Origin of the sequence: Thalassobaculum sp. OXR-137, assembly GCF_034377285.1 — a bacterium.
Lineage (GTDB): Bacteria > Pseudomonadota > Alphaproteobacteria > Thalassobaculales > Thalassobaculaceae > Thalassobaculum.
Window position 1 is genome coordinate 845,813 of record NZ_CP139715.1, and the last position, 17,334, is coordinate 863,146.

Here is a 17,334-nt window from a genome sequence, read left to right on the forward strand (position 1 = left end):
CTATACCGGCATCCGAGCCCTAACAATCCACCGCACCCGTGCACAGGGAGACTGACGGACATGCGCATCGGCATCATCGGAGCGGGAGCCGTCGGCGGCTTCATGGCGGGACACCTGGCCCGGGCGGGTACGGACGTGGCGGTGCTGGCCCGCGGCCCGCATCTGGCGGCGATCCGCGAGAAGGGCCTGACGGTGGAAAGCCAGGGCGAGACCTGGACCTCCCAGGTGACCGCCAGCGACAAGGCGGCCGACCTGGGCGAGGTCGACGTCATCGTCGTCACCGCAAAGGGCCCCGCCCTGCCGGTCATCGCCGAGGCGATCCAGCCGATGCTCGGCGCCGACACGCCGGTGGTCTGCGCCATGAACGGCATTCCCTGGTGGTACGAATACAAGCGCGCGGGCGGCACCGACGCGCCGATCGAGCGGCTCGATCCGGGTGCCGTGGTCTGGAACGCCATCGGCCCGCAGCGCGCCATCGGCTGCATGATCGACTGTCCGGCCGCTGTGGCCGAGCCGGGCTTCGTGCGCCATGTGGCGCCGCGCAAGGGCAGCTTCACCCTGGGCGAGCCGGACAACACCGAGAGCGACCGGGTCAAGGCGATCGCCAAGGTGATCGAGGAGGCCGGCATGGGCGCGCCGGTGACCACCAACATGCGCCGGGCAATCTGGATCAAGCTGCTGGTCAACGCCTCGCGCTCGCCGCTGGGCGTGCTGACCGGCTCCACCGAGCGCGGGCTGGCGGAGAACCCGGAGACCCTGGCGGTCACCATGGCCATCATGCGCGAGGCCCAGGCAGTCGCCGCCTCCCACGGCATCGAGGTGCGGATCGACCAGGACCGGCAGTCGGACCCGTCCCAGCGCTCGCTGCACCGCTCCTCCATGCTGCAGGACTGGGACCTGGGCCGGCCGATGGAGATCGACGGCATCGTGCGGATCATCCAGGACTACGGCCGCAGCGCCGGCATCGCGACCCCGGTGCTGGACACGGTCTCGGCCCTGCTCGGCGAAAAGGCCCGGGCGGCGGGGGTTTAGCACCACCCTTCCCTCACTCCCCCCTCAAACACTCCCCGGATTTAGTCCGGGGTCCACACAAGGGACGCCTCGGGCGCCACGGTGCTCCCGAGGAGCTGGAGGCGCGCCGCGCCGTGGGCCCCGGACTGAATCCGGGGAGTGTTTTTAGGTTTTGTTTGAAACGGCAGCGGCCCCGACGCGTGCCCCGGGCCGCCCCGCCCGACCCGATCAGAACGTGGTCGGGCCGTTCGCCTTCTTGTAGGCGGTCACGTGCTCGATCGCCGCGGTCACGCCGCCCGACTTGTAGGGCACGTCGAGATAGCCGAGGGTCGACTCCACCGCCGCCAGGGCCGCGTAGAGCATCGGCGCGTTCATGTCGCCCATATGGCCGATGCGGAACGCCTTGCCGCCCAGATCGCCCAGGCCGCCGCCGATGCCGACCATCATCTCGTCGCGGCAGACCTCGCGCAGCCGGTTGGCGTCGATGCCCTCCGCCGTGCGGATCGCCGTCACCCCGACCGAGCGCTGCTCGGGCACCAGGGCGTTCAGTTCCAACGCGCCGGCCGTCCCCCAGACCTCAACGGCCTTGTGGGTCGCCTGGGACAGCACCCGGTGCCGCTCGAAGCAACGCTCCAGCCCTTCCTCGAACAGGGTGCGCAGACCCTCACGCAGGCCGAAGATCTGAAGCTGCGGGGAGGTGCCGCAGAAGGTGCGGTAGCCCGGCCCGGCCATGCGCGGCGACCAGTCCCAGTAACGCCGCGGGTTGGCGTTCGCCTTGTGCACGGCGATCGCCTTCTCGTTGGCGGCGCAGAAGCCCAGGCCCGGCGGCATCATCAGACCCTTCTGCGAGGCGGCGATGGCGACGTCCACGCCCCACTCGTCCATGCGGAAGTCGGTGGTGCCCAGGGAGGCGATGGTGTCGACCATCAGCAGGGCGCCGTGGCCGCTCTCGTTCATCGCCTTGCGCACCGCCGGCACGTCGCTGGTGATCGAGGTCGCGGTATCGGTATGGACGACCAGCACGGCCTTGATCCGGCCCTCCTTGTCCTCCGACAGCGCCTTGCCGACGGCGGCCGGGTCCATCGCCTCGCGCCAGCTTCCCGGCACGGTCTGGATGACGATGCCGAGCGCTTCGGCCATGTCGGTCCAACTCCCGGAGAAGTGGCCGGTTTCCGGCACCAGGGCGACGTCGCCCGGCTTCAGGGTGTTGACCAGGGCGGCTTCCCAGGAGCCGTGACCGTTGGCGATGTAGGTGAACAGCTCGCCCTCGGTCTTGAAGACCCGGCGCAGCCCCTCGAAGGACTCCACGGCCGCCTCGACGAATTCCGGATCGTTCAGGTCCATCGTGTCGCGATGCATGGCGTTCTGCACGCGCTGGGGCACGTTGGTCGGGCCCGGCGTGTTGAGGAACTTGCGGCCGCGCTTGATGAGGACGTTGGGACGGTTGGAGACGGAATCGGGGGCCATGCGGGGGGCTCCTGGCAGCAGATCTTCGGTGCGGATCTTTGGTTTGGGAGCGATCAGGGACGATCGATCGGCCGCAAGATAGTGCAAACCTGAGGCGTGCTCACGACATTATTGCGACTTTCCCGCCGGAATCTGCTGGGTGATGCAATGGATATTGCCACCGCCGAGCAGGATCTCGCGGGCCGGGATCGCCACCACCTCGCGGTCGGGCAGCGCGTCGGCGATGATCCGGCAGGCGTCGTCGTCGGTGCGCGGGTCGAGCAGCGGCACCAGCACCCGCCCGTCCACCAGGTAGAAATTGGCGTAGGACCCGGCCAGACGGTCGCCGGCCTCGCGCGGCTTGCCGCCGGGGGCCGACACCACGCCGCCGGCCTCGCGGTCGGTCATGTGCAGCGGGCCGGGCATCGGCAGCTTGACGATGCGGAACGGGTCGCCCGCCGTGTCGTGCACCGCCTCCAGGGCCGCCAGCGCCTCGGCCGAGCGCACGTGCTGCGGGTCCCAGGGATCGTCGGTCCAGGTCAGCAGGATCAGGTTCGGCCCAGCCACGTGCAGCAGGTTGTCCACATGGCCGGTGGTCTCGTCCGCGAACACTCCGCGCGGCAGCCAGACCACCTGCTCGGCGCCGCTATAGGCCTTCAGCATCTCCTCGCAGGTCTCGCGGCCGAGCCCGGCATTGCGGCCGGTGCTCAGCACGCATTCCTCGGTGACGAAGACCGTGCCTTTGCCGTCGCTGTGGATGCCGCCGCCTTCCTGGATCAGCGGGGCGCGGTAGCGCTCCACCCCTTCCAGCGCGGCGACCGCGGCGGCCACCGCGTCGTCGGCCCGCCAGTCCGGATACAACCCGTGCACCTCGCCGCCCCAGGCGTTGAAGGTCCAGTCCACCGCCCGCCGGTCGCCGGCGGCATCGACCACGACGGTCGGGCCGGTATCGCGCATCCAGGCGTCGTCGGTCTCCATCTCCACCAGCCGCACCTCGGCCGGCAGGGCGGCGCGCGCCCGCGCCATGCGCCGGGCGGAAACGCCTACGGTGAGCGGCTCGGCGGCGACGATCGCCGCCGCCACGGCGGCAAAGGCCTCCTCCGCCGGAGCGGCGTCGTCGCGCCAGGTATCCCCGCGCTCCGGCCACAGCATCCAGGTGCCGGCATGGGCCTCGAACTCGCCCGGCATCCGATATCCGTCGGCCGCCGGGGTGCCCGGCAGCGCGGTCAGTTGCCCCATGTGACGCGATCCGTGAAGCGTTTCATCATCAGCGAGTTCACCCGGTTCTGCAGGCGCTTGGCGGGCACCGGCTTGGTCAGGAGGAGGTCCACCTCCAGACGCTTAGACTCCTGAACGGCGAAATCATTCACCGCGCCGGCCAATAAAACGACGGGGATGTCGGCCGGCAGGGTGGTGTAATCCTCGCGGATCCGCTGCAGCAGCTCGAACCCGTCGGCGCCGTCCGGGCCTTCCAGCCGGGCGTCGAGGATCAGCAGATCGGGAGTGATCTCCTCGGCCGCATAGAGGGCGGTGGCGGCATTGTGGGCGTCGAGCGGCGGCGGAAACCCGAGATCGATCAGGGCGCGGCACAGCAGGGCGCGGTTGTCGTCGTCCGGCTCCACCACCAGGGCGAGCAGCCCCTCGTAGTCGAAGCTGGCGAGCACCCCGTCCATGATGCGCGTCAAGCGGCGCGTCTGGGACAGTCCCGTCGGCATATGCCCATGGTCCCCCGTTTTCAGGTCTGCTAGCGTCCGGCCAGCAAAACCGAGTCTAGCCGAATCGCCGGCTTCCGCGAAGCCGGCGCGAACCCGGAGTTCCTACCATGGATACGGCCACAATCGACGCCCTGGAAACCGAATCCGCCCTGCGCGAGATCTACGGCATGCCGGGCGAACTGGCGGCGAAGAAGCAGCTCACCTATCTCGACAAGCACGCCAGGCGGTTCCTGGAACTGTGCCCGTTCCTGGTGATTTCCACCCAGGGTCCGGACGGTCTGGGCGACGTCTCGCCGAAGGGCGATGCGCCGGGTTTCGTGGCGGTGCTCGACGACCGCACGATCCTGATCCCGGACCGGCCGGGCAACAACCGGATCGACACCCTGGGCAACCTGACGGCGAATCCGGGCGTGGGCATCCTGTTCATGATTCCGGGGGTGAACGAGACCCTGCGGATCAACGGCCGCGCCCGGGTGATCGCCGACACCGCGCTGCTGACCCAGTTCGCCGTGCGCGACCGGCTGCCGAAGACCGGCATCCTGGTCGAGGTGAAGGAGATGTACCTGCACTGCGCCAAGGCGCTGGTGCGCTCCAAGCTGTGGGAGGACGACTACCGGGTGGAGCGCGCGGTGCTGCCGTCGCTCGGCCAGATGATCGCCGACCAGGTGGAGGACGCCACCGTCGACGTGGCCGCCGCCGACAAGCGCATCGCGGAGTCGGAGAAGAATAACCTGTATTGATGGGGCGGGGGGTTTTTGAGAGAGCGGTGTGCTTCCCTCTTCCCTTTCCGTTTTTTTTCACTCCCCGGATTTATTCCGGGGTAACCCCTCAGCCTCCCGGACACCGGTATTAAGGCGGTGAAGTCAACGCCTCTCCCGAGCGCTCCCCCGGAATAAATCCGGGGAGTGTAAGAAGAAGGGGGGGGGGCGGTTCTACCGCCGCCGTCGCGCTGAGCGGTGGCGGCTGGTGAAGGTTGGGGGTTTGCCGCGCAGCCAGACCAGGAACCGGGCGATCTCCGGATGGGCGCGGAGCTTCTCCGGGGTGTCGTAGTCCCGCGCCAGGCTGCGCTCGTCCAGCACGCTGTGGATCTTGCGGTGGCAGACCGTGTGCATCGGCTCCGCCGCGCGGCCGCCCTTGCTCCTCGGGACCCAGTGGTGGCGGTCGACGCTCGGCCCCGCGACCATCGGCCGGCCGCAGAGCGGACACGGCCCCAATCCATCGTCCGGCCCGGTCCCGCTCACCCCTCCGACCCGCTCAATAGCCGAGCCCGGCCTCCGGGCGCTGATCGGTGAAGGTCACGTTGACCTTGGCCGCGCCGGGCGCGGTATTGGCGAATTCCGACACGAACGCCGTCTTCTCGCCCGGCAGCAGCTGATAGGACTCGGTGGTGAACAACCAGCTCGCCAGGGGCTGGCCGCCCTCGGCGACCACCGTGGCGCGCAGCGCCGGCAGGCTGATCATCAGTTCGCCCGGATTGCGGATCTCGCCATGCACCTCCAGCACCTCCACGGTGCCTTCCTGGCGGCGCTGGACATAGACGTTCTGCAGCACCAGCCCCTCGCCCGGCACGGGGACCGGCATGCCGACCTTCTCGTAGAGCAGCGCGCTCGCCGGCCAGGCATGGACCAGGGTGGTGCGGGCGACGAACAGCCCCGCCGGGATCGCCACCGCCAGGATCAGCAGGGCGTAGAGGATATACGGCCGGGAGGGCTTCTCCGGCCCGGCGCCGCGCACGGCCCGGAACCGGGACACGTCGGCCAGCGGCGGCGGATCCATCTCCTCGCCCGACCGGTCGTAGCCTTCCGCCTCTTCGAGCGGCCCCTCGACAGCCGGTTCCGGCGCCGCCGCCTTCTTCTTTTTCTTCGGCGCGGGCGCTTCCGGCGCCGGGTCGTCGGCACCGGCCGGCATCTGGTGCCACTTGTGCTCGCAACTGCTGCATTTGAGCTTGCGGCCCTTGGTGCCGAGCGCGGAGTCCGGGACCTTGAACTTCTGCTCACATTTCGGGCAGGTGACGAGCATTCGTGTCCTCAAAAATCAGGGTCGGACAAACTATATCGCGGCGCGGCCCAGCGGCAAGGACGGCGCGGCGGCGGTGTCGCGCAGCCAGGTGCCGAAGACCCGCGCCTCCGGCCGGGCGTCGTCGGGCAGCAGCAGGACATAGGCGAGGCCGCTGTCGGTGAAGCCGAACGGCGCCGCCAGCCGGCCGCTGTCGAGATCGTCCTGCACCAGCACCTTCGGGGCGATGGCGACGCCGAGACCGGCCGTCGCCGCTTCCAGCATGAAGTAGAAATGCTCGTATTCTTGTCCGCCCGCCGGCAGGGACAGGCCCGATCCCGCACACCAGTCCGGCCAGGCGGCGCGGCGCGTGCGGGTATGCAGCCGCGGCAGCGCCGCCAGATCCGCCGGAGCGGCGACATCCGCCACCAGGTCGGGGCGGGCGACCGGGCCGACCTGCTCGTCGAACAGGGTGATGGCGGACGGCAGCTCCCAGGGCGGACGGCCGACGCGGATGGCGGCGTCGAGCCGCTGGCGGCGGAACTCCACCGGCCCGTCATTGGCGGTCAGCCGCACCTCGATCTCCGGATGGGCGCGCTGGAAGCCGAGCAGCCGCGGGATCAGCCAGCGCATCATCAGGGTGCCGGAACAGGACACGTCGAGGGTGCTGTGCCGGTCCTGGATCACCCGGTTCACCGCCTCCTCGATGCCGTCGAACGCCTCGGTGAGCGGTTCCAGCAGGGCCAGCGCCGCCCGCGACGGCTTCAGCCGGTTGCGCGGCCCCTCGAACAGGGCGACGCCGAGCTGGGCCTCCAGCCCGCGGATCTGCCGGCTGACCGCACTGTAGGTGACCCCCAGCGCATCGGCCGCGTCGGTCATCCGACCGAGCCGGGCCGTCGCCTCGAAGGCGCGCAGGGCGTTCAGGGGGAGCATGCCGCGTTTCATGTGCGTTTCTTGCACATGAAACGGGATAAATCATCGTTTTTCAGCCTGTCATAAAACTGTCATAAGCGATTGAAGCACATGATGCCGCGCCGCCGAGCGAGACCCTTCGATGGAAACCACCGTCTTCGCCGCCGTCCTGTTCGCCGCCCTGCTGCATGCCGGCTGGAACGCCGCGGTGAAGGTCGGGCTCGACCGGTTCTCCTCGATCCTGCTGCTGGCCATCGTCCAGGCGGCGATCGCCGTGCCGCTGCTGCCCTTCGTGCCGCTGCCGGCACCGGAGGGCTGGTGGTGGATCGCCGCGGCCGCCCTGCTGCATGCCGGCTACAAGCTGTTCCTCATCCAGGCCTATGCCCATGCGGATCTGAGCCAGGCCTATCCGCTGGCCCGCGGCACCGCACCGCTGATCGTGTCGGCGGTGTCGATCCTGTTCCTCGGCGTCAGCTTCACCGGCGTCCAGATGCTGGCGATCGCGGCGATCTCCGGCGGTATCCTGGTGATGGCGCTGCGCGGTAGCGACAGCGGCCGGATGCAGGGCAAGGCGCTGTTCTACGCCCTGGGAACGGCCGGTTTCACCGCCAGCTACACCCTGATGGACGGGGTCGGCGCCCGGGTCGCCGGCTCGCCCTCGGGCTTCATCCTGTGGATGGTCATCGGCGACGCCATGGTCATGGTGGCCTTCGCCGTCGCCACCCGCGGCACGGGGGTGTTCGCCGCCCTGGTCCCGGCCTGGAAGACCGGTCTGGCGGCGGGGGCCATGTCGCTCGGCTCCTACTGGATCGCGGTCTGGGCATTCACCCAGGCGCCGATCGCCCTGGTCGCCGCCCTGCGCGAGAGCAGCATCCTGTTCGCGATCCTGATCGCCGCCTTCGTCATGCGCGAGCGGGTGAGCGGCTGGCGCTGGGGGTCGGCCCTGATGATCGCCGCCGGGGTCGCCCTGACGCGGGCCTGACGGGCGCGATATTGGCGTCTGTGCCCGGGCGGAACCCGGTGCTACCGTCCCGGCAAACATCCAATCCGGGAGGGAAAACACCATGAGCACCATCAAATCGGCCATCGTCACGGGCGCGGGGTCCGGCATCGGCAAGCGCAGCGCGCTGGCGCTGCTGAAGGCCGGCTGGAGCGTGGCCCTGGCGGGCCGCCGCGCCGACGCGCTGGAGGAGACCAAGAAGGAGGCCGGCGCCGACGGCGACCGCGCCCTGGCCGTGCCGACCGACGTGACCGATCCGGCAGCCGTGAAGGCGCTGTTCGACAAGACGGTGGAAGCCTTCGGCCGGGTCGACTTCATCTTCAACAATGCCGGCATGAACGCCCCGGGCATCCCGCTGGAGGAGCTGTCCGACGACCAGTGGCGCAACGTGGTCGACGTGAACCTGACCGGCTGCTTCTGGGTGATCCGCGAGGCGTTCCGGGTGATGAAGGCGCAGGAGCCCATGGGCGGGCGCATCGTCAACAACGGCTCGATCTCGGCCCATGCGCCGCGGCCGGACAGCATCCCCTACACCGCCACCAAGCACGCGGTCTCCGGCCTGACCAAGACGGCGGCGCTGGACGGGCGGAAGTACGACATCGCGGTCGGCCAGATCGACGTGGGCAACGCCTTCACCGAGCTGGCGGCGCGCATGAAGACCGGGGTGAAGCAGGCGAACGGCGACATCAAGCCGGAGGCGATGATGGACGTGGACCACGTGGCCAACGCCATCGTCCACATGGCCAGCCTGCCGCCGGAGGCCAACATCCTGAACCTGACCGTGATGGCGACCAAGATGCCGTTCGTGGGGCGGGGGTAGTCCTCTTTCCTTCCCGTTCCTCTACCTCGTCATCCCGGACAGCCCCGGACCCGATCCGGGGCTGGGCCGGGACCGAGGTGCCGCGGGGTCGGTGGCTTTATCCCGATTTCCATCAGGATGACGGCAGGGGCGGTTCGAAATTCGTCCGTCGTCCTTGTAACTTATCGTCTTCCGCTTCTGGTAGAGTTTCGGAAGCGGTGGTGGATGGGACGCCGAGTCGTCCTGGAGCGTGCGAGCCCGAACGTCAGCAAGGTTGCCCATCCACCGTTCATCCCTCGAACCCGAACAGTCGCCGGGACCGCCATATGGCGAGCCCGTTTAGGCAAGGCAGGGTAGCGATGGACCAGGTGATCGTGGGTATCGACGTCTCCAAGAGCCGTCTGGATGTTCATATCCTGCTCGGCGCGCAAGGGCCGGGCGAATGTGAGGCGGTGCCGCGTGACGGCGCTGGGATTGCAGCGTTGGCCGAGCGTCTTGGAGCGCTGGGAGCAACGCTGGTGGGGGTCGAGGCGACGGGCGGCTTCGAGACGGTGGTGGCGGCGGGTCTGGCCGGGGCGGGCTTGCCGGTCGTCGTGGTCAATCCGCGCCAGATCCGGGCCTTCGCCCAGGCGCTGGGACGTCGGGCGAAGACCGATCCGATCGATGCGGAGATGATCGCCCGGTTCCTGGCGGCGACCCGGCCTGAGCCGCGCGCATTGCCCGATGCGTCCGGCCGCCTGCTGGCCGATCTGGTGGCCCGGCGACGGCAGATCGTGTCGATGATCGCCGCCGAGCGCCAGCGTCAGAGCCGCCTCACGGAACCGCGGGTGCGGCGCTCGATCCTGCGTCTGATCACGGCCCTGGAGAAGGAACTGAACGAGGTCGACCGCGAGATCGACGACCAGGTCCGCGGCTCGCCGGTCTGGCAGGCACAGGAGGATCTGCTGCGCAGCGTGCCCGGCATCGGTCCGGCCACCGCCCGCACCCTGCTCGCCGATCTGCCCGAACTCGGCCGACTGGACCGGCGCCAGATCGCCTCCCTGGCGGGGCTGGCACCGTGGACGCGCCAATCGGGAACTTGGCGCGGCAAAGCCTTCATCGGCGGCGGACGCGCGAGCGTACGCACCGCCCTGTTCGTCGCAGCCATGGTCGGCGCGCGCTACAACCCTACCCTCAAGGCCTTCCACGCCAGACTGATCGCTGCAGGAAAGCCCAAGATGGTCGCCCTCATCGCCGTCGCCAGAAAGCTGCTTACCATCCTCAACGCCATCGTCAGAGATCAAAAGCCATGGCAAGTCGCTTGACCAAGATCACAGTCGCTGACGTACGTCGGGACCATGCGTCCAGCGCCGAGCCCTGGGTCCCGGGCAGCCCCCGGGTCGGGCCCGGGGTCTCCCGGGATGACGTGGGGAATGTGTACGGTCGGATACGCCGGGCGCCAAACGCGGCGATTCGCGCCCTGCCGGTGCCATAGCCATGGCCCCGCAACGCCCGCGATCCGCCGGAATGCCAAGGCCCCATGACCCGCACCCGCGACAGTGCTACCTCTGAGGCCATGGCTCTCGCCCACCCCGACTCCCTCGACGTTTCGCCCGCCCTCCCCGGCCGCTGCCCGGAGACGGCGCTGCACGACGTGTTCGGCTTCGCCGAATTCCGGCCCGGCCAGCGCGACGTGATCGACAGCATCCTCGCCGGCCGCGACACCCTCGCGGTGATGCCGACCGGTGCGGGCAAGTCGCTCTGCTTCCAGCTTCCCGCCGTCATGGATGGCGGGCTGACGGTCGTCGTGTCGCCGCTGATCGCGCTGATGGAAGACCAGGTCCGCTCCCTGCGCCTGCAGGGGGTCTGCGCGGCCGCCATGCATTCCGGCAACGCGCCCGGCACCAACGGCGACATCTGGCGCCAGGCCCGCTCCGGCGAGCTGCGGCTGCTCTACATCGCGCCCGAGCGCCTGGCCCTGGACGGCATCCTCGACGACCTGTCGGAGATCGGCGTCACCCGGCTGGTGGTGGACGAGGCGCACTGCATCAGCCAGTGGGGCCACGCCTTCAGGCCGGACTATCTCACCCTGGCGCGGGTGCGCGAGCGGCTCGGCGTTCCGACCGCCGCCTTCACCGCCACCGCCGACGCCGCCACGCGGCGCGACATCGTCGACCGGCTGTGCGGCGGCGACGCAAGGGAATTCGTCTTCGGCTTCGACCGGCCGAACCTGGATCTGCGCATCGCCGAGAAGCGCAGCCCGATGAAGCAGCTCCTGGCCTTCCTGGCCGACCGTCAGGGCGAGAGCGGCATCGTCTACTGCCTGTCGCGCCGGGCGGTGGAGGAGACGGCGGCCGGCCTGAACCGCCAGGGCATCAAGGCGGTGCCCTATCACGCCGGACTCGACCCGGAGGTGCGCTCGGCCAATCAGGACCGCTTCGTCACCGAGGACGGGATCGTCGTCTGCGCCACCATCGCCTTCGGCATGGGCATCGACAAGCCGGACGTGCGCTTCGTCTTCCACACCGACGTGCCCGGATCGGTGGAGGCCTATTACCAGGAGATCGGGCGCGCCGGGCGCGACGGCCTGCCCGCCACCGTGCAGATGCTCTACGGCCTGGCCGATATCGCCCAGCGCCGCCGCTTCGTCGACGAGAGCGGGGCAAGCGAGGACCAGCGCCGGATCGAGCATCGCCGCCTCAACACCCTGCTGGGCATCTGCGAGACCGCAGGCTGCCGCCGCCAGGCGCTGCTCGCCGCCCTGGGCGAGCCGATGGCGAAACCCTGCGGCAACTGCGACACCTGCCGGGAGCCGCCGGAGACCCTGGACGGGCTGGTCCCGGCGCAGAAGGTGCTCTCGGCCATCCTGCGCACCGGCCAGCGTTTCGGTGCCGGCCATATCGTCGACATCCTGGTCGGCGGCAAGACCGAGGCCGTCCAGCGCCACGGCCACGATGCGCTGCCAACTTTCGGCGTCGGCACCGAGTTCGACCGCAACGGCTGGCGCTCGGTGATCCGCCAGCTCGTCGCCTGTGGCATCGTTGCCATCGACACCGCCGGGTTCGGCGGGCTGACCGTGGGCGAGACCGGCCGCGCCGTGCTGAAGGGCGAGGCCGGCGTCACCCTGCGCCGCGACACCGCCAAGCGCGCGAAGACCGGGCGCGACCGCGAGCAGACCGTGGCCACCGTCTCGCCGGAAAACGCCGACCTGCTGCGGGCCCTGAAGGAGGAGCGGCGCGACATCGCCCGCGAACTCTCCCTGCCGGCCTATACCGTGCTGCACGACCGCTCGCTGATCGAGCTGGCCGAGCGCCGGCCGTCCTCGCTGGAGGCCTTCGCCGGGATCCATGGGGTGGGCCAGGCCAAGCTGGAGAAGTTCGGTGCCCGGTTCCTCGCCGTGATCCGCGAGGCCGACGGGGCGGCCGCATGAAGCCGGCGCGAAAACGGGCGCCCTTCGCGCTGCCCGACATCGCCATCCGCCGGGATTCCGACGGCACAATCCACCTGCGCTCCCGCACCCCGCTCGCCGCCCATCCGGAGACCATCGTCGATCATCTCGACCGCTGGGCGAGCCGCACGCCGGACCGCGTCCTGGTGGCCGAGCGGCGGGGCGACGGCTGGCGCGAGGTGAGCTTCGCCGAGGCCGCCCGGGCCAGCCGGGGCATCGCCACCGCCCTGATCGCGCGCGGCGTCGGCGCGGTCATGGTCCTGTCGGAGAACTCGGTCGACCAGGCCCTGCTGATGCTGGGCGCGTTCCGGGCCGGAGTACCGTTCTGCCCGGTCTCCCCCGCCTATTCGCTGCTGTCGCGCGACTTCGCCAAGCTGAAGCAGATCGTGGAGATCGTCCGGCCCGGCCTAGTGCTGGCCGAGGGGCTGGCGCCGTTCGAGCGGGCCCGGGCCGGGGTCGACTTCGGCGGGGCCGACTTCATCGGCGACGTCTCTTCCCTGGCCGCGACCGAGCCCGGCGCCCTGCACGAGATCGGCGGCGACGACGTCGCCAAGATCCTGTTCACCTCCGGCTCGACCGGCACGCCCAAGGGGGTGATCAACACCCACCGGATGCTGGCCTCCAACCAGGCGGCCCTGGGCCAGGTCTGGCCGTTCCTGGTCGAGCGGCCGCCGGTCATGCTCGACTGGCTGCCCTGGAGCCATACCTTCGGTGGCAACCAGAATCTCGGCCTCGCCATCAGCCATGGCGGCACCCTGTATATCGACGACGGCCGCCCCACCGCGGAGCGGATCGCCCGCACGGTGGAGAACCTCCGCCTCGTCCGCCCCACCCTGCATTTCAACGTGCCGCGCGGGCTGGACATGCTGCTGCCCCACCTGGAGGCGGATACAGCCCTGCGCGACCGGTTCTTCGAGAGCCTGGAGTTCGTGTTCTATGCCGGCGCCACCCTGCCCCTGTCCCTGTGGCGGCGGGTCGAGGCGCTGGGTCTGGCGGCGACCGGCGAGCTGCCGGTGCTGACCACCTGCTACGGCACCACGGAGACCGCCCCCATGGCGCTGGCCGCCCATCTGGTGTTGGAGGGCACCGGCGTGGTCGGGGTGCCGGTGCCGGGGGTGGAGGCCAAGCTGGTGCCGACCGGCGACAAGCTGCAGATCGCCCTGCGCGGCCCGAACATCTCGCCCGGCTACGCGGGCCGCGACGACCTGACGGCAGAGGCGTTCGATGCCGAGGGCTATTTCCTGAGCGGCGACGCGGTGCGGCTGGCCGATCCGGTGGACCCGAATGCCGGGATCATCTTCGACGGCCGGATCGCCGAGGATTTCAAGCTGTCCACCGGCACCTGGGTCAGCGTCGGCGCGCTGCGGGTGGCGGTGATCGCCACTTGCGGGGCAGCGGTCAGCGATGTGGTGATCGCCGGTCACGACCGGGACGCGGTCGGCATCCTGGTCTTCGCCAAGCCGGACGCGACGGCGGACGCGATCCGCGAGGGGCTGATGCGGCACAACGCCGCCAATCCGGCCTCCAGCACCCGGATTGCCCGCGCCCTGATCCTGGACGAGCCGCCGAACGTCGATGCGGGCGAGATCACCGACAAGGGCTACCTGAACCAGCGCCGCATCCTGGAGCGCCGCTCCGACCGGGTCTGGCACCTCTTCGCCACCCCGCCGGCGCGGGACGTGATCGTTCTTTAGGACGTCATCCTGACGCACGTCAGGACCAAGCCACTCACCCTTCCATCACCGCACTTCCCGGCCTTGTGCCGGGACCCACCCATCCATCGCTAGATCGCGGTCGACTATACCCTTTAGTGCTCGGGCGCACCCTGCCGTAGGCCCCGGCACAAGGCCGGGGAGTGGGTTAGGGAAGGAATACGAAACTCGATCCGGTGCACAGAAGCCGGGTGCTTGATCCTGATTTGCATCAGGATGACGGCTGGAGGGTCAGTCCCCGCAGAACCGCCGCAGCGTGGCGGCGTCCGCCTCCTCCCCCGAGGGCAGGGCCGCTTCCGGATCCCGCGTCCAGGCGGCGATGTCGGCGATGACCTGTTCGCGCTCCAGGTCGCGGAACAGCATGTGATAGCCGTCCTCGTACAGCGCCACCCGGCGGTCCGGCGGCAGGGCCTTCAGCATGGCGCAGGTCGGTCTGCGCGGCACGAGCTGGTCCTTGCGGCCGTAGAGCACGAGGATCGGCCCGCGCAGGTTGGGCGCCTGTTGCTGGGCGGCGTCCATCAGCGCCACCAGACCGTAGACCGTGTCGACCCGCGGCCGCTTGATGAACAGCGGGTCGCGCGCCAGCTCCCGCAGCATGGCGAAATTGTCGCTCGGGATGATCCGGATGCCGCGGGGCTCCAGCGGCAGCCAGGGAACCGTATGGGCCATGATGTCCAGCGGCAGCGTCTGGAACAGCGGCATCCAGTCGCGGCCCCAGACCGCCGGCGCCGACAGCACCGCACCGTCCGCTTCGGTCTCCGGATAGGACAGGGCGAGCATCGCCACCGCCCCGCCCATGCTCTCGCCCAGCAGGTAGACGGGCACGCCCGGCATGTCGGCCTTCGCCAGGCGGACGAGGGTCTCCGCATCGCGGGCCATGCGGTCGCCGCCGGCCCACATGCCGTACCCCGGGGCCTCGCCGAAGCCGCGCTGGTCCGCCGCATAGACCGCCACCCCCTGGGCCGACAGGTCGTCGCCGAGCTCGTCGAAGGCGTTGGAATAGTCGCCGAAGCCGTGCAGGGCGACGACGGCCGCCGCGGCGGGGCCGTCCGGCCGCCAGATCCGCATCGGCAGGCGGATGCCGTCATCCATCACCGCGAAGGGCCGCTGCACCAGTTTGGGCACCACCGCATCCTTGCCCGGCGGGGCGAGCTGCGGCGCGCAGGCGGCCAGGACAAACAGGCAAACGATGGTTAACGACAGGCGGACCGACCCCATGACCCCATCCGACAGTATCAAATCCTTGCGGGAGACGCGGTCGTGGGTATCATCCGGCGATCACGTGAACAAGCGCGGCAGCGCGGAGGGACGGGCCATGGCGGCGGTAGGCAACGACGCGTTCGAGACCATCGAAGTGACCGGACACCGGGTCGCCTGCGACGGCGGCGACGGCCCGCTGGGCCACCCCCGGGTGTTCCTGGAGATCCCCGAGGACGAGCACAAGGTGGTCTGCCCCTACTGCTCCAAGACCTATGTCATGGTCGCCGAGGGTGCGGGCGAACACGCCGCCTGAGCGGCCGGTCCGGTCTATTCCAGGACTTTAGGCCAGTTGCCGTCGGCCGCCTTGATGTGGCCGGGGACGTCGGCTTCCCATTTCTTCTGAACGTCGGCGTTGTAGTTCAGGTACAGCCGGCCGTCGACGATGCGCCAATGCTGCGGGTCGCCCTTGGCCGTATAGCCCTGGGACACCGCCCAGGCGCAGTAGTCGCCGTATTGCGGTGCGTATTTGCCCGGATTGGCGATGAAGGCGTCGCGGTGCTCGGCCGAGGTGAAGCGCCAGGTCGCGCCCTTGTACTCGGTCTCGAACTTGTCCGAGCCCTCCACCGGCTTGCCGTCGGTGAAGTAGGCGACCGGATCGTAACCGTCCACCGCCGTGCTCGACAGGAACTCGGTATAGACCGGGTCCTGTCCGGCATGGGTGATCCGCGGCCCGACGAAGGCGATCAGCCCGGCGACCGCCAGGATGCCGACGACACGGGCCAGGCCCTTGGAAAACGACACGTACTGCATGACCTGCTTGCTTCCCTGTGCGGACAGTTCCCGATCGATTTCCCGAGCATACGGGCAGACGGCGGTCGCGCGACATCACGCGCCCGCGACCTTGCGGTAAAGGGTCCGTGAGGCAGGACTGGGGCGCACTGTGAGGACAAATCAGGTCCACGTTTACTTTTCTGACCCTGCCTCGTGCATAGTGACGATATGACGACGCTCCGCCTCCTCCTGGCAGTCGCCGCCGTGGTGCTGGCTTGCAGCCTGGCCTGGGCGCGCTCGGAGTCCGCGCCGCTCCATGGCCTGCGCGCACTCGCGGGTCAGCCTTCGAATACACTGGTGCGCACCGATGTTTTCCGGAAGGTGCTGGAGCGGTTCCTGCCTACGTGTGTCCGCTCGGACATCCTGTATCCGGGAGCGACGGCCTCGGGCTCCGTCATGGAGGTTCTGAGCCTGCCCGGCCAAGCGCTGCGGCTCAGCGGGGACGACCGGTTCCTGACCGCCGAGAGTTGTCGGGTGCATGAATGCTCGGCCTCCAAGGGCGTGGTCGTCCTCGATACGGAAACCGCTGCCCTGTGTGCCGTGATCTTTCATCCCTTCTTCCGCGTGGACGACAATTTCGATCGGCTCGGAAACCCGCTTGACCGTCAGGTCGTCTCGATCGAGGCGGAAATTTTCGTGCCCGCAGCCGATGACGGTCGGCCGAGTCTCCTTGCGAGATGCGCCGATGCCTTCGCCGACGCGGTCCATCGGGCGGTTTCCGAGGGTCAGTCCGTCCGGTACTCCGACATCGAGATCCGGACCGCCCCGACCTTTTCCTCCGACCGGACGCTTCGGAGCCTCTTCCAGCCCTTTGGCGATCGGCCACCGCAGCGCTGACGGCCCGCGACCGACGATGCTATTGCCTCAGGCGCCGGAGGGCGGGCTCCATGTGGTCGGCTTCCTGATGACGTCGGCTCTGGTGGTCGTCCCTGAAATTCCGAAGTTCGGCCAGGGCCGCCTCCCAATCCTGAGCGGTGATGTGCTTCCAGAATGTCGGTGTCTGCGTCGCCAGATTGCCGTACTGCCACGTGACGGACGCTATGACGGTCTGAAACTCTGGCGGCAAATCCCCAAACCGCACCATTCCAGGCTGAAGCACCGCGTTGTAGCTCTGGATCATCGGTTGAATTGTAAATTTCTTATAGTCGTCTTCGAATTTCTCCCAAACCGCCAGGGCGACCGAGAAGTCCTCGTTCATATCCTATAATCATGGGCGATAGGACCGCCCGTCGACGCGCTTCGCGGTTGCCGAAACGCCTCCGTCCTTTAGAGTCGCGCCCAGCCTC

At 69.2% G+C, this 17,334-nt stretch carries 18 protein-coding genes; 9 read left to right on the forward strand and 9 right to left on the reverse strand.

The genetic code is table 11. The features are described 5' to 3' along the window. Positions 1-60 precede the first annotated feature (60 nt). On the forward strand, positions 61-1,032 hold the full coding sequence (locus T8K17_RS03960; protein ID WP_322333207.1) for a 2-dehydropantoate 2-reductase: 972 nt from the start codon (positions 61-63) through the stop codon (positions 1,030-1,032). Positions 1,033-1,239: 207 nt separating this feature from the next. On the opposite strand, the gene T8K17_RS03965 is transcribed toward T8K17_RS03960, so the two are convergent. The 3 genes from T8K17_RS03965 to T8K17_RS03975 form a co-directional block, all read right to left on the reverse strand. Next, entirely contained in the window at positions 1,240-2,478 is a 1,239-nt protein-coding gene (locus T8K17_RS03965) for a pyridoxal-phosphate-dependent aminotransferase family protein (RefSeq protein WP_322333208.1), read from the reverse strand. Positions 2,479-2,586: 108 nt separating this feature from the next. After that, entirely contained in the window at positions 2,587-3,696 is a 1,110-nt protein-coding gene (gene aguA / locus T8K17_RS03970; protein WP_322333209.1) for an agmatine deiminase, read from the reverse strand. Further along, entirely contained in the window at positions 3,684-4,142 is a 459-nt protein-coding gene (locus tag T8K17_RS03975; protein WP_322333210.1) for a response regulator, read from the reverse strand. The genes aguA and T8K17_RS03975 overlap by 13 nt, the downstream gene beginning before the upstream one ends. A 137-nt stretch (positions 4,143-4,279) precedes the next feature. On the opposite strand from T8K17_RS03975, the gene T8K17_RS03980 reads away from it, so the two are divergent. Continuing rightward, positions 4,280-4,912 carry a pyridoxamine 5'-phosphate oxidase family protein gene (locus T8K17_RS03980; RefSeq protein ID WP_322333211.1) on the forward strand — a complete coding sequence of 211 codons (633 nt, stop codon included), beginning with the start codon at positions 4,280-4,282 and terminating at the stop codon, positions 4,910-4,912. Positions 4,913-5,104: 192 nt separating this feature from the next. On the opposite strand, the gene T8K17_RS03985 is transcribed toward T8K17_RS03980, so the two are convergent. From T8K17_RS03985 to T8K17_RS03995, 3 genes are all read right to left on the reverse strand, one after another. Then, positions 5,105-5,356 (reverse strand): HNH endonuclease, encoded by a 252-nt coding sequence (locus T8K17_RS03985; RefSeq protein ID WP_322333212.1) that lies wholly within the window; start codon positions 5,354-5,356, stop codon positions 5,105-5,107. 70 nt (positions 5,357-5,426) lie between these two features. Further along, positions 5,427-6,191 carry a DUF3426 domain-containing protein gene (locus tag T8K17_RS03990; protein ID WP_322333213.1) on the reverse strand — a complete coding sequence of 255 codons (765 nt, stop codon included), beginning with the start codon at positions 6,189-6,191 and terminating at the stop codon, positions 5,427-5,429. A 30-nt stretch (positions 6,192-6,221) separates the two neighbouring features. Beyond that, the gene (locus tag T8K17_RS03995; protein WP_322333214.1) at positions 6,222-7,112 is read right to left on the reverse strand and encodes a LysR family transcriptional regulator; all 891 of its coding nucleotides are present in this window, start codon (positions 7,110-7,112) and stop codon (positions 6,222-6,224) included. A gap of 109 nt (positions 7,113-7,221) precedes the next feature. On the opposite strand from T8K17_RS03995, the gene T8K17_RS04000 reads away from it, so the two are divergent. From T8K17_RS04000 to T8K17_RS04020, 5 genes are all read left to right on the forward strand, one after another. Beyond that, positions 7,222-8,061 carry an EamA family transporter gene (locus T8K17_RS04000; RefSeq protein ID WP_322333215.1) on the forward strand — a complete coding sequence of 280 codons (840 nt, stop codon included), beginning with the start codon at positions 7,222-7,224 and terminating at the stop codon, positions 8,059-8,061. Between the two features lie 82 nt (positions 8,062-8,143). Beyond that, complete coding sequence (locus tag T8K17_RS04005) at positions 8,144-8,899, forward strand: SDR family oxidoreductase (RefSeq protein ID WP_322333216.1); 756 nt, start codon at positions 8,144-8,146, stop codon at positions 8,897-8,899. A 338-nt stretch (positions 8,900-9,237) separates the two neighbouring features. Beyond that, entirely contained in the window at positions 9,238-10,182 is a 945-nt protein-coding gene (locus T8K17_RS04010) for an IS110 family transposase (RefSeq protein WP_322330493.1), read from the forward strand. A 215-nt stretch (positions 10,183-10,397) separates the two neighbouring features. Then, entirely contained in the window at positions 10,398-12,287 is a 1,890-nt protein-coding gene (gene recQ, locus T8K17_RS04015) for a DNA helicase RecQ (RefSeq protein ID WP_322333217.1), read from the forward strand. Beyond that, positions 12,284-13,999: a feruloyl-CoA synthase gene (locus T8K17_RS04020; RefSeq protein ID WP_322333218.1), complete on the forward strand. Its 1,716-nt coding sequence runs from the start codon at positions 12,284-12,286 to the stop codon at positions 13,997-13,999. The genes recQ and T8K17_RS04020 overlap by 4 nt, the downstream gene beginning before the upstream one ends. A 249-nt stretch (positions 14,000-14,248) precedes the next feature. Here T8K17_RS04020 and T8K17_RS04025 read toward each other — a convergent pair whose 3' ends face one another. Continuing rightward, the gene (locus tag T8K17_RS04025) at positions 14,249-15,235 is read right to left on the reverse strand and encodes an alpha/beta hydrolase (protein ID WP_322333219.1); all 987 of its coding nucleotides are present in this window, start codon (positions 15,233-15,235) and stop codon (positions 14,249-14,251) included. A 97-nt stretch (positions 15,236-15,332) separates the two neighbouring features. On the opposite strand from T8K17_RS04025, the gene T8K17_RS04030 reads away from it, so the two are divergent. Beyond that, the gene (locus tag T8K17_RS04030) at positions 15,333-15,530 is read left to right on the forward strand and encodes a zinc-finger domain-containing protein (protein WP_322333220.1); all 198 of its coding nucleotides are present in this window, start codon (positions 15,333-15,335) and stop codon (positions 15,528-15,530) included. Between the two features lie 14 nt (positions 15,531-15,544). Here T8K17_RS04030 and T8K17_RS04035 read toward each other — a convergent pair whose 3' ends face one another. Beyond that, entirely contained in the window at positions 15,545-16,027 is a 483-nt protein-coding gene (locus T8K17_RS04035; RefSeq protein ID WP_322333221.1) for a YHS domain-containing (seleno)protein, read from the reverse strand. A gap of 189 nt (positions 16,028-16,216) precedes the next feature. Here T8K17_RS04035 and T8K17_RS04040 point away from each other — a divergent pair, with 189 nt between their 5' ends. Continuing rightward, a complete protein-coding gene (locus T8K17_RS04040; RefSeq protein ID WP_322333222.1) occupies positions 16,217-16,885 on the forward strand; it encodes a hypothetical protein in 669 nt (222 codons plus the stop codon). Positions 16,886-16,904: 19 nt separating this feature from the next. Here T8K17_RS04040 and T8K17_RS04045 read toward each other — a convergent pair whose 3' ends face one another. After that, positions 16,905-17,246: a pesticin C-terminus-like muramidase gene (locus tag T8K17_RS04045; RefSeq protein ID WP_322333223.1), complete on the reverse strand. Its 342-nt coding sequence runs from the start codon at positions 17,244-17,246 to the stop codon at positions 16,905-16,907. Positions 17,247-17,334 lie beyond the last annotated feature (88 nt).

Excerpts from the sequence above, each read along its gene's own strand:
- T8K17_RS03960 (WP_322333207.1), top strand. The coding sequence starts at position 61 with ATGCGCATCGGCATCATCGGAGCGGGAGCCGTCGGCGGCTTCATGGCG.
- T8K17_RS03965 (WP_322333208.1), bottom strand. The coding sequence starts at position 2,478 with ATGGCCCCCGATTCCGTCTCCAACCGTCCCAACGTCCTCATCAAGCGC.
- aguA (WP_322333209.1), bottom strand. The coding sequence starts at position 3,696 with ATGGGGCAACTGACCGCGCTGCCGGGCACCCCGGCGGCCGACGGATAT.
- T8K17_RS03980 (WP_322333211.1), top strand. The coding sequence starts at position 4,280 with ATGGATACGGCCACAATCGACGCCCTGGAAACCGAATCCGCCCTGCGC.
- T8K17_RS03985 (WP_322333212.1), bottom strand. The coding sequence starts at position 5,356 with ATGGTCGCGGGGCCGAGCGTCGACCGCCACCACTGGGTCCCGAGGAGC.
- T8K17_RS03990 (WP_322333213.1), bottom strand. The coding sequence starts at position 6,191 with ATGCTCGTCACCTGCCCGAAATGTGAGCAGAAGTTCAAGGTCCCGGAC.
- T8K17_RS03995 (WP_322333214.1), bottom strand. The coding sequence starts at position 7,112 with ATGAAACGCGGCATGCTCCCCCTGAACGCCCTGCGCGCCTTCGAGGCG.
- T8K17_RS04000 (WP_322333215.1), top strand. The coding sequence starts at position 7,222 with ATGGAAACCACCGTCTTCGCCGCCGTCCTGTTCGCCGCCCTGCTGCAT.
- T8K17_RS04005 (WP_322333216.1), top strand. The coding sequence starts at position 8,144 with ATGAGCACCATCAAATCGGCCATCGTCACGGGCGCGGGGTCCGGCATC.
- T8K17_RS04010 (WP_322330493.1), top strand. The coding sequence starts at position 9,238 with ATGGACCAGGTGATCGTGGGTATCGACGTCTCCAAGAGCCGTCTGGAT.
- recQ (WP_322333217.1), top strand. The coding sequence starts at position 10,398 with ATGACCCGCACCCGCGACAGTGCTACCTCTGAGGCCATGGCTCTCGCC.
- T8K17_RS04020 (WP_322333218.1), top strand. The coding sequence starts at position 12,284 with ATGAAGCCGGCGCGAAAACGGGCGCCCTTCGCGCTGCCCGACATCGCC.
- T8K17_RS04025 (WP_322333219.1), bottom strand. The coding sequence starts at position 15,235 with ATGGGGTCGGTCCGCCTGTCGTTAACCATCGTTTGCCTGTTTGTCCTG.
- T8K17_RS04030 (WP_322333220.1), top strand. The coding sequence starts at position 15,333 with ATGGCGGCGGTAGGCAACGACGCGTTCGAGACCATCGAAGTGACCGGA.
- T8K17_RS04035 (WP_322333221.1), bottom strand. The coding sequence starts at position 16,027 with ATGCAGTACGTGTCGTTTTCCAAGGGCCTGGCCCGTGTCGTCGGCATC.
- T8K17_RS04040 (WP_322333222.1), top strand. The coding sequence starts at position 16,217 with ATGACGACGCTCCGCCTCCTCCTGGCAGTCGCCGCCGTGGTGCTGGCT.
- T8K17_RS04045 (WP_322333223.1), bottom strand. The coding sequence starts at position 17,246 with ATGAACGAGGACTTCTCGGTCGCCCTGGCGGTTTGGGAGAAATTCGAA.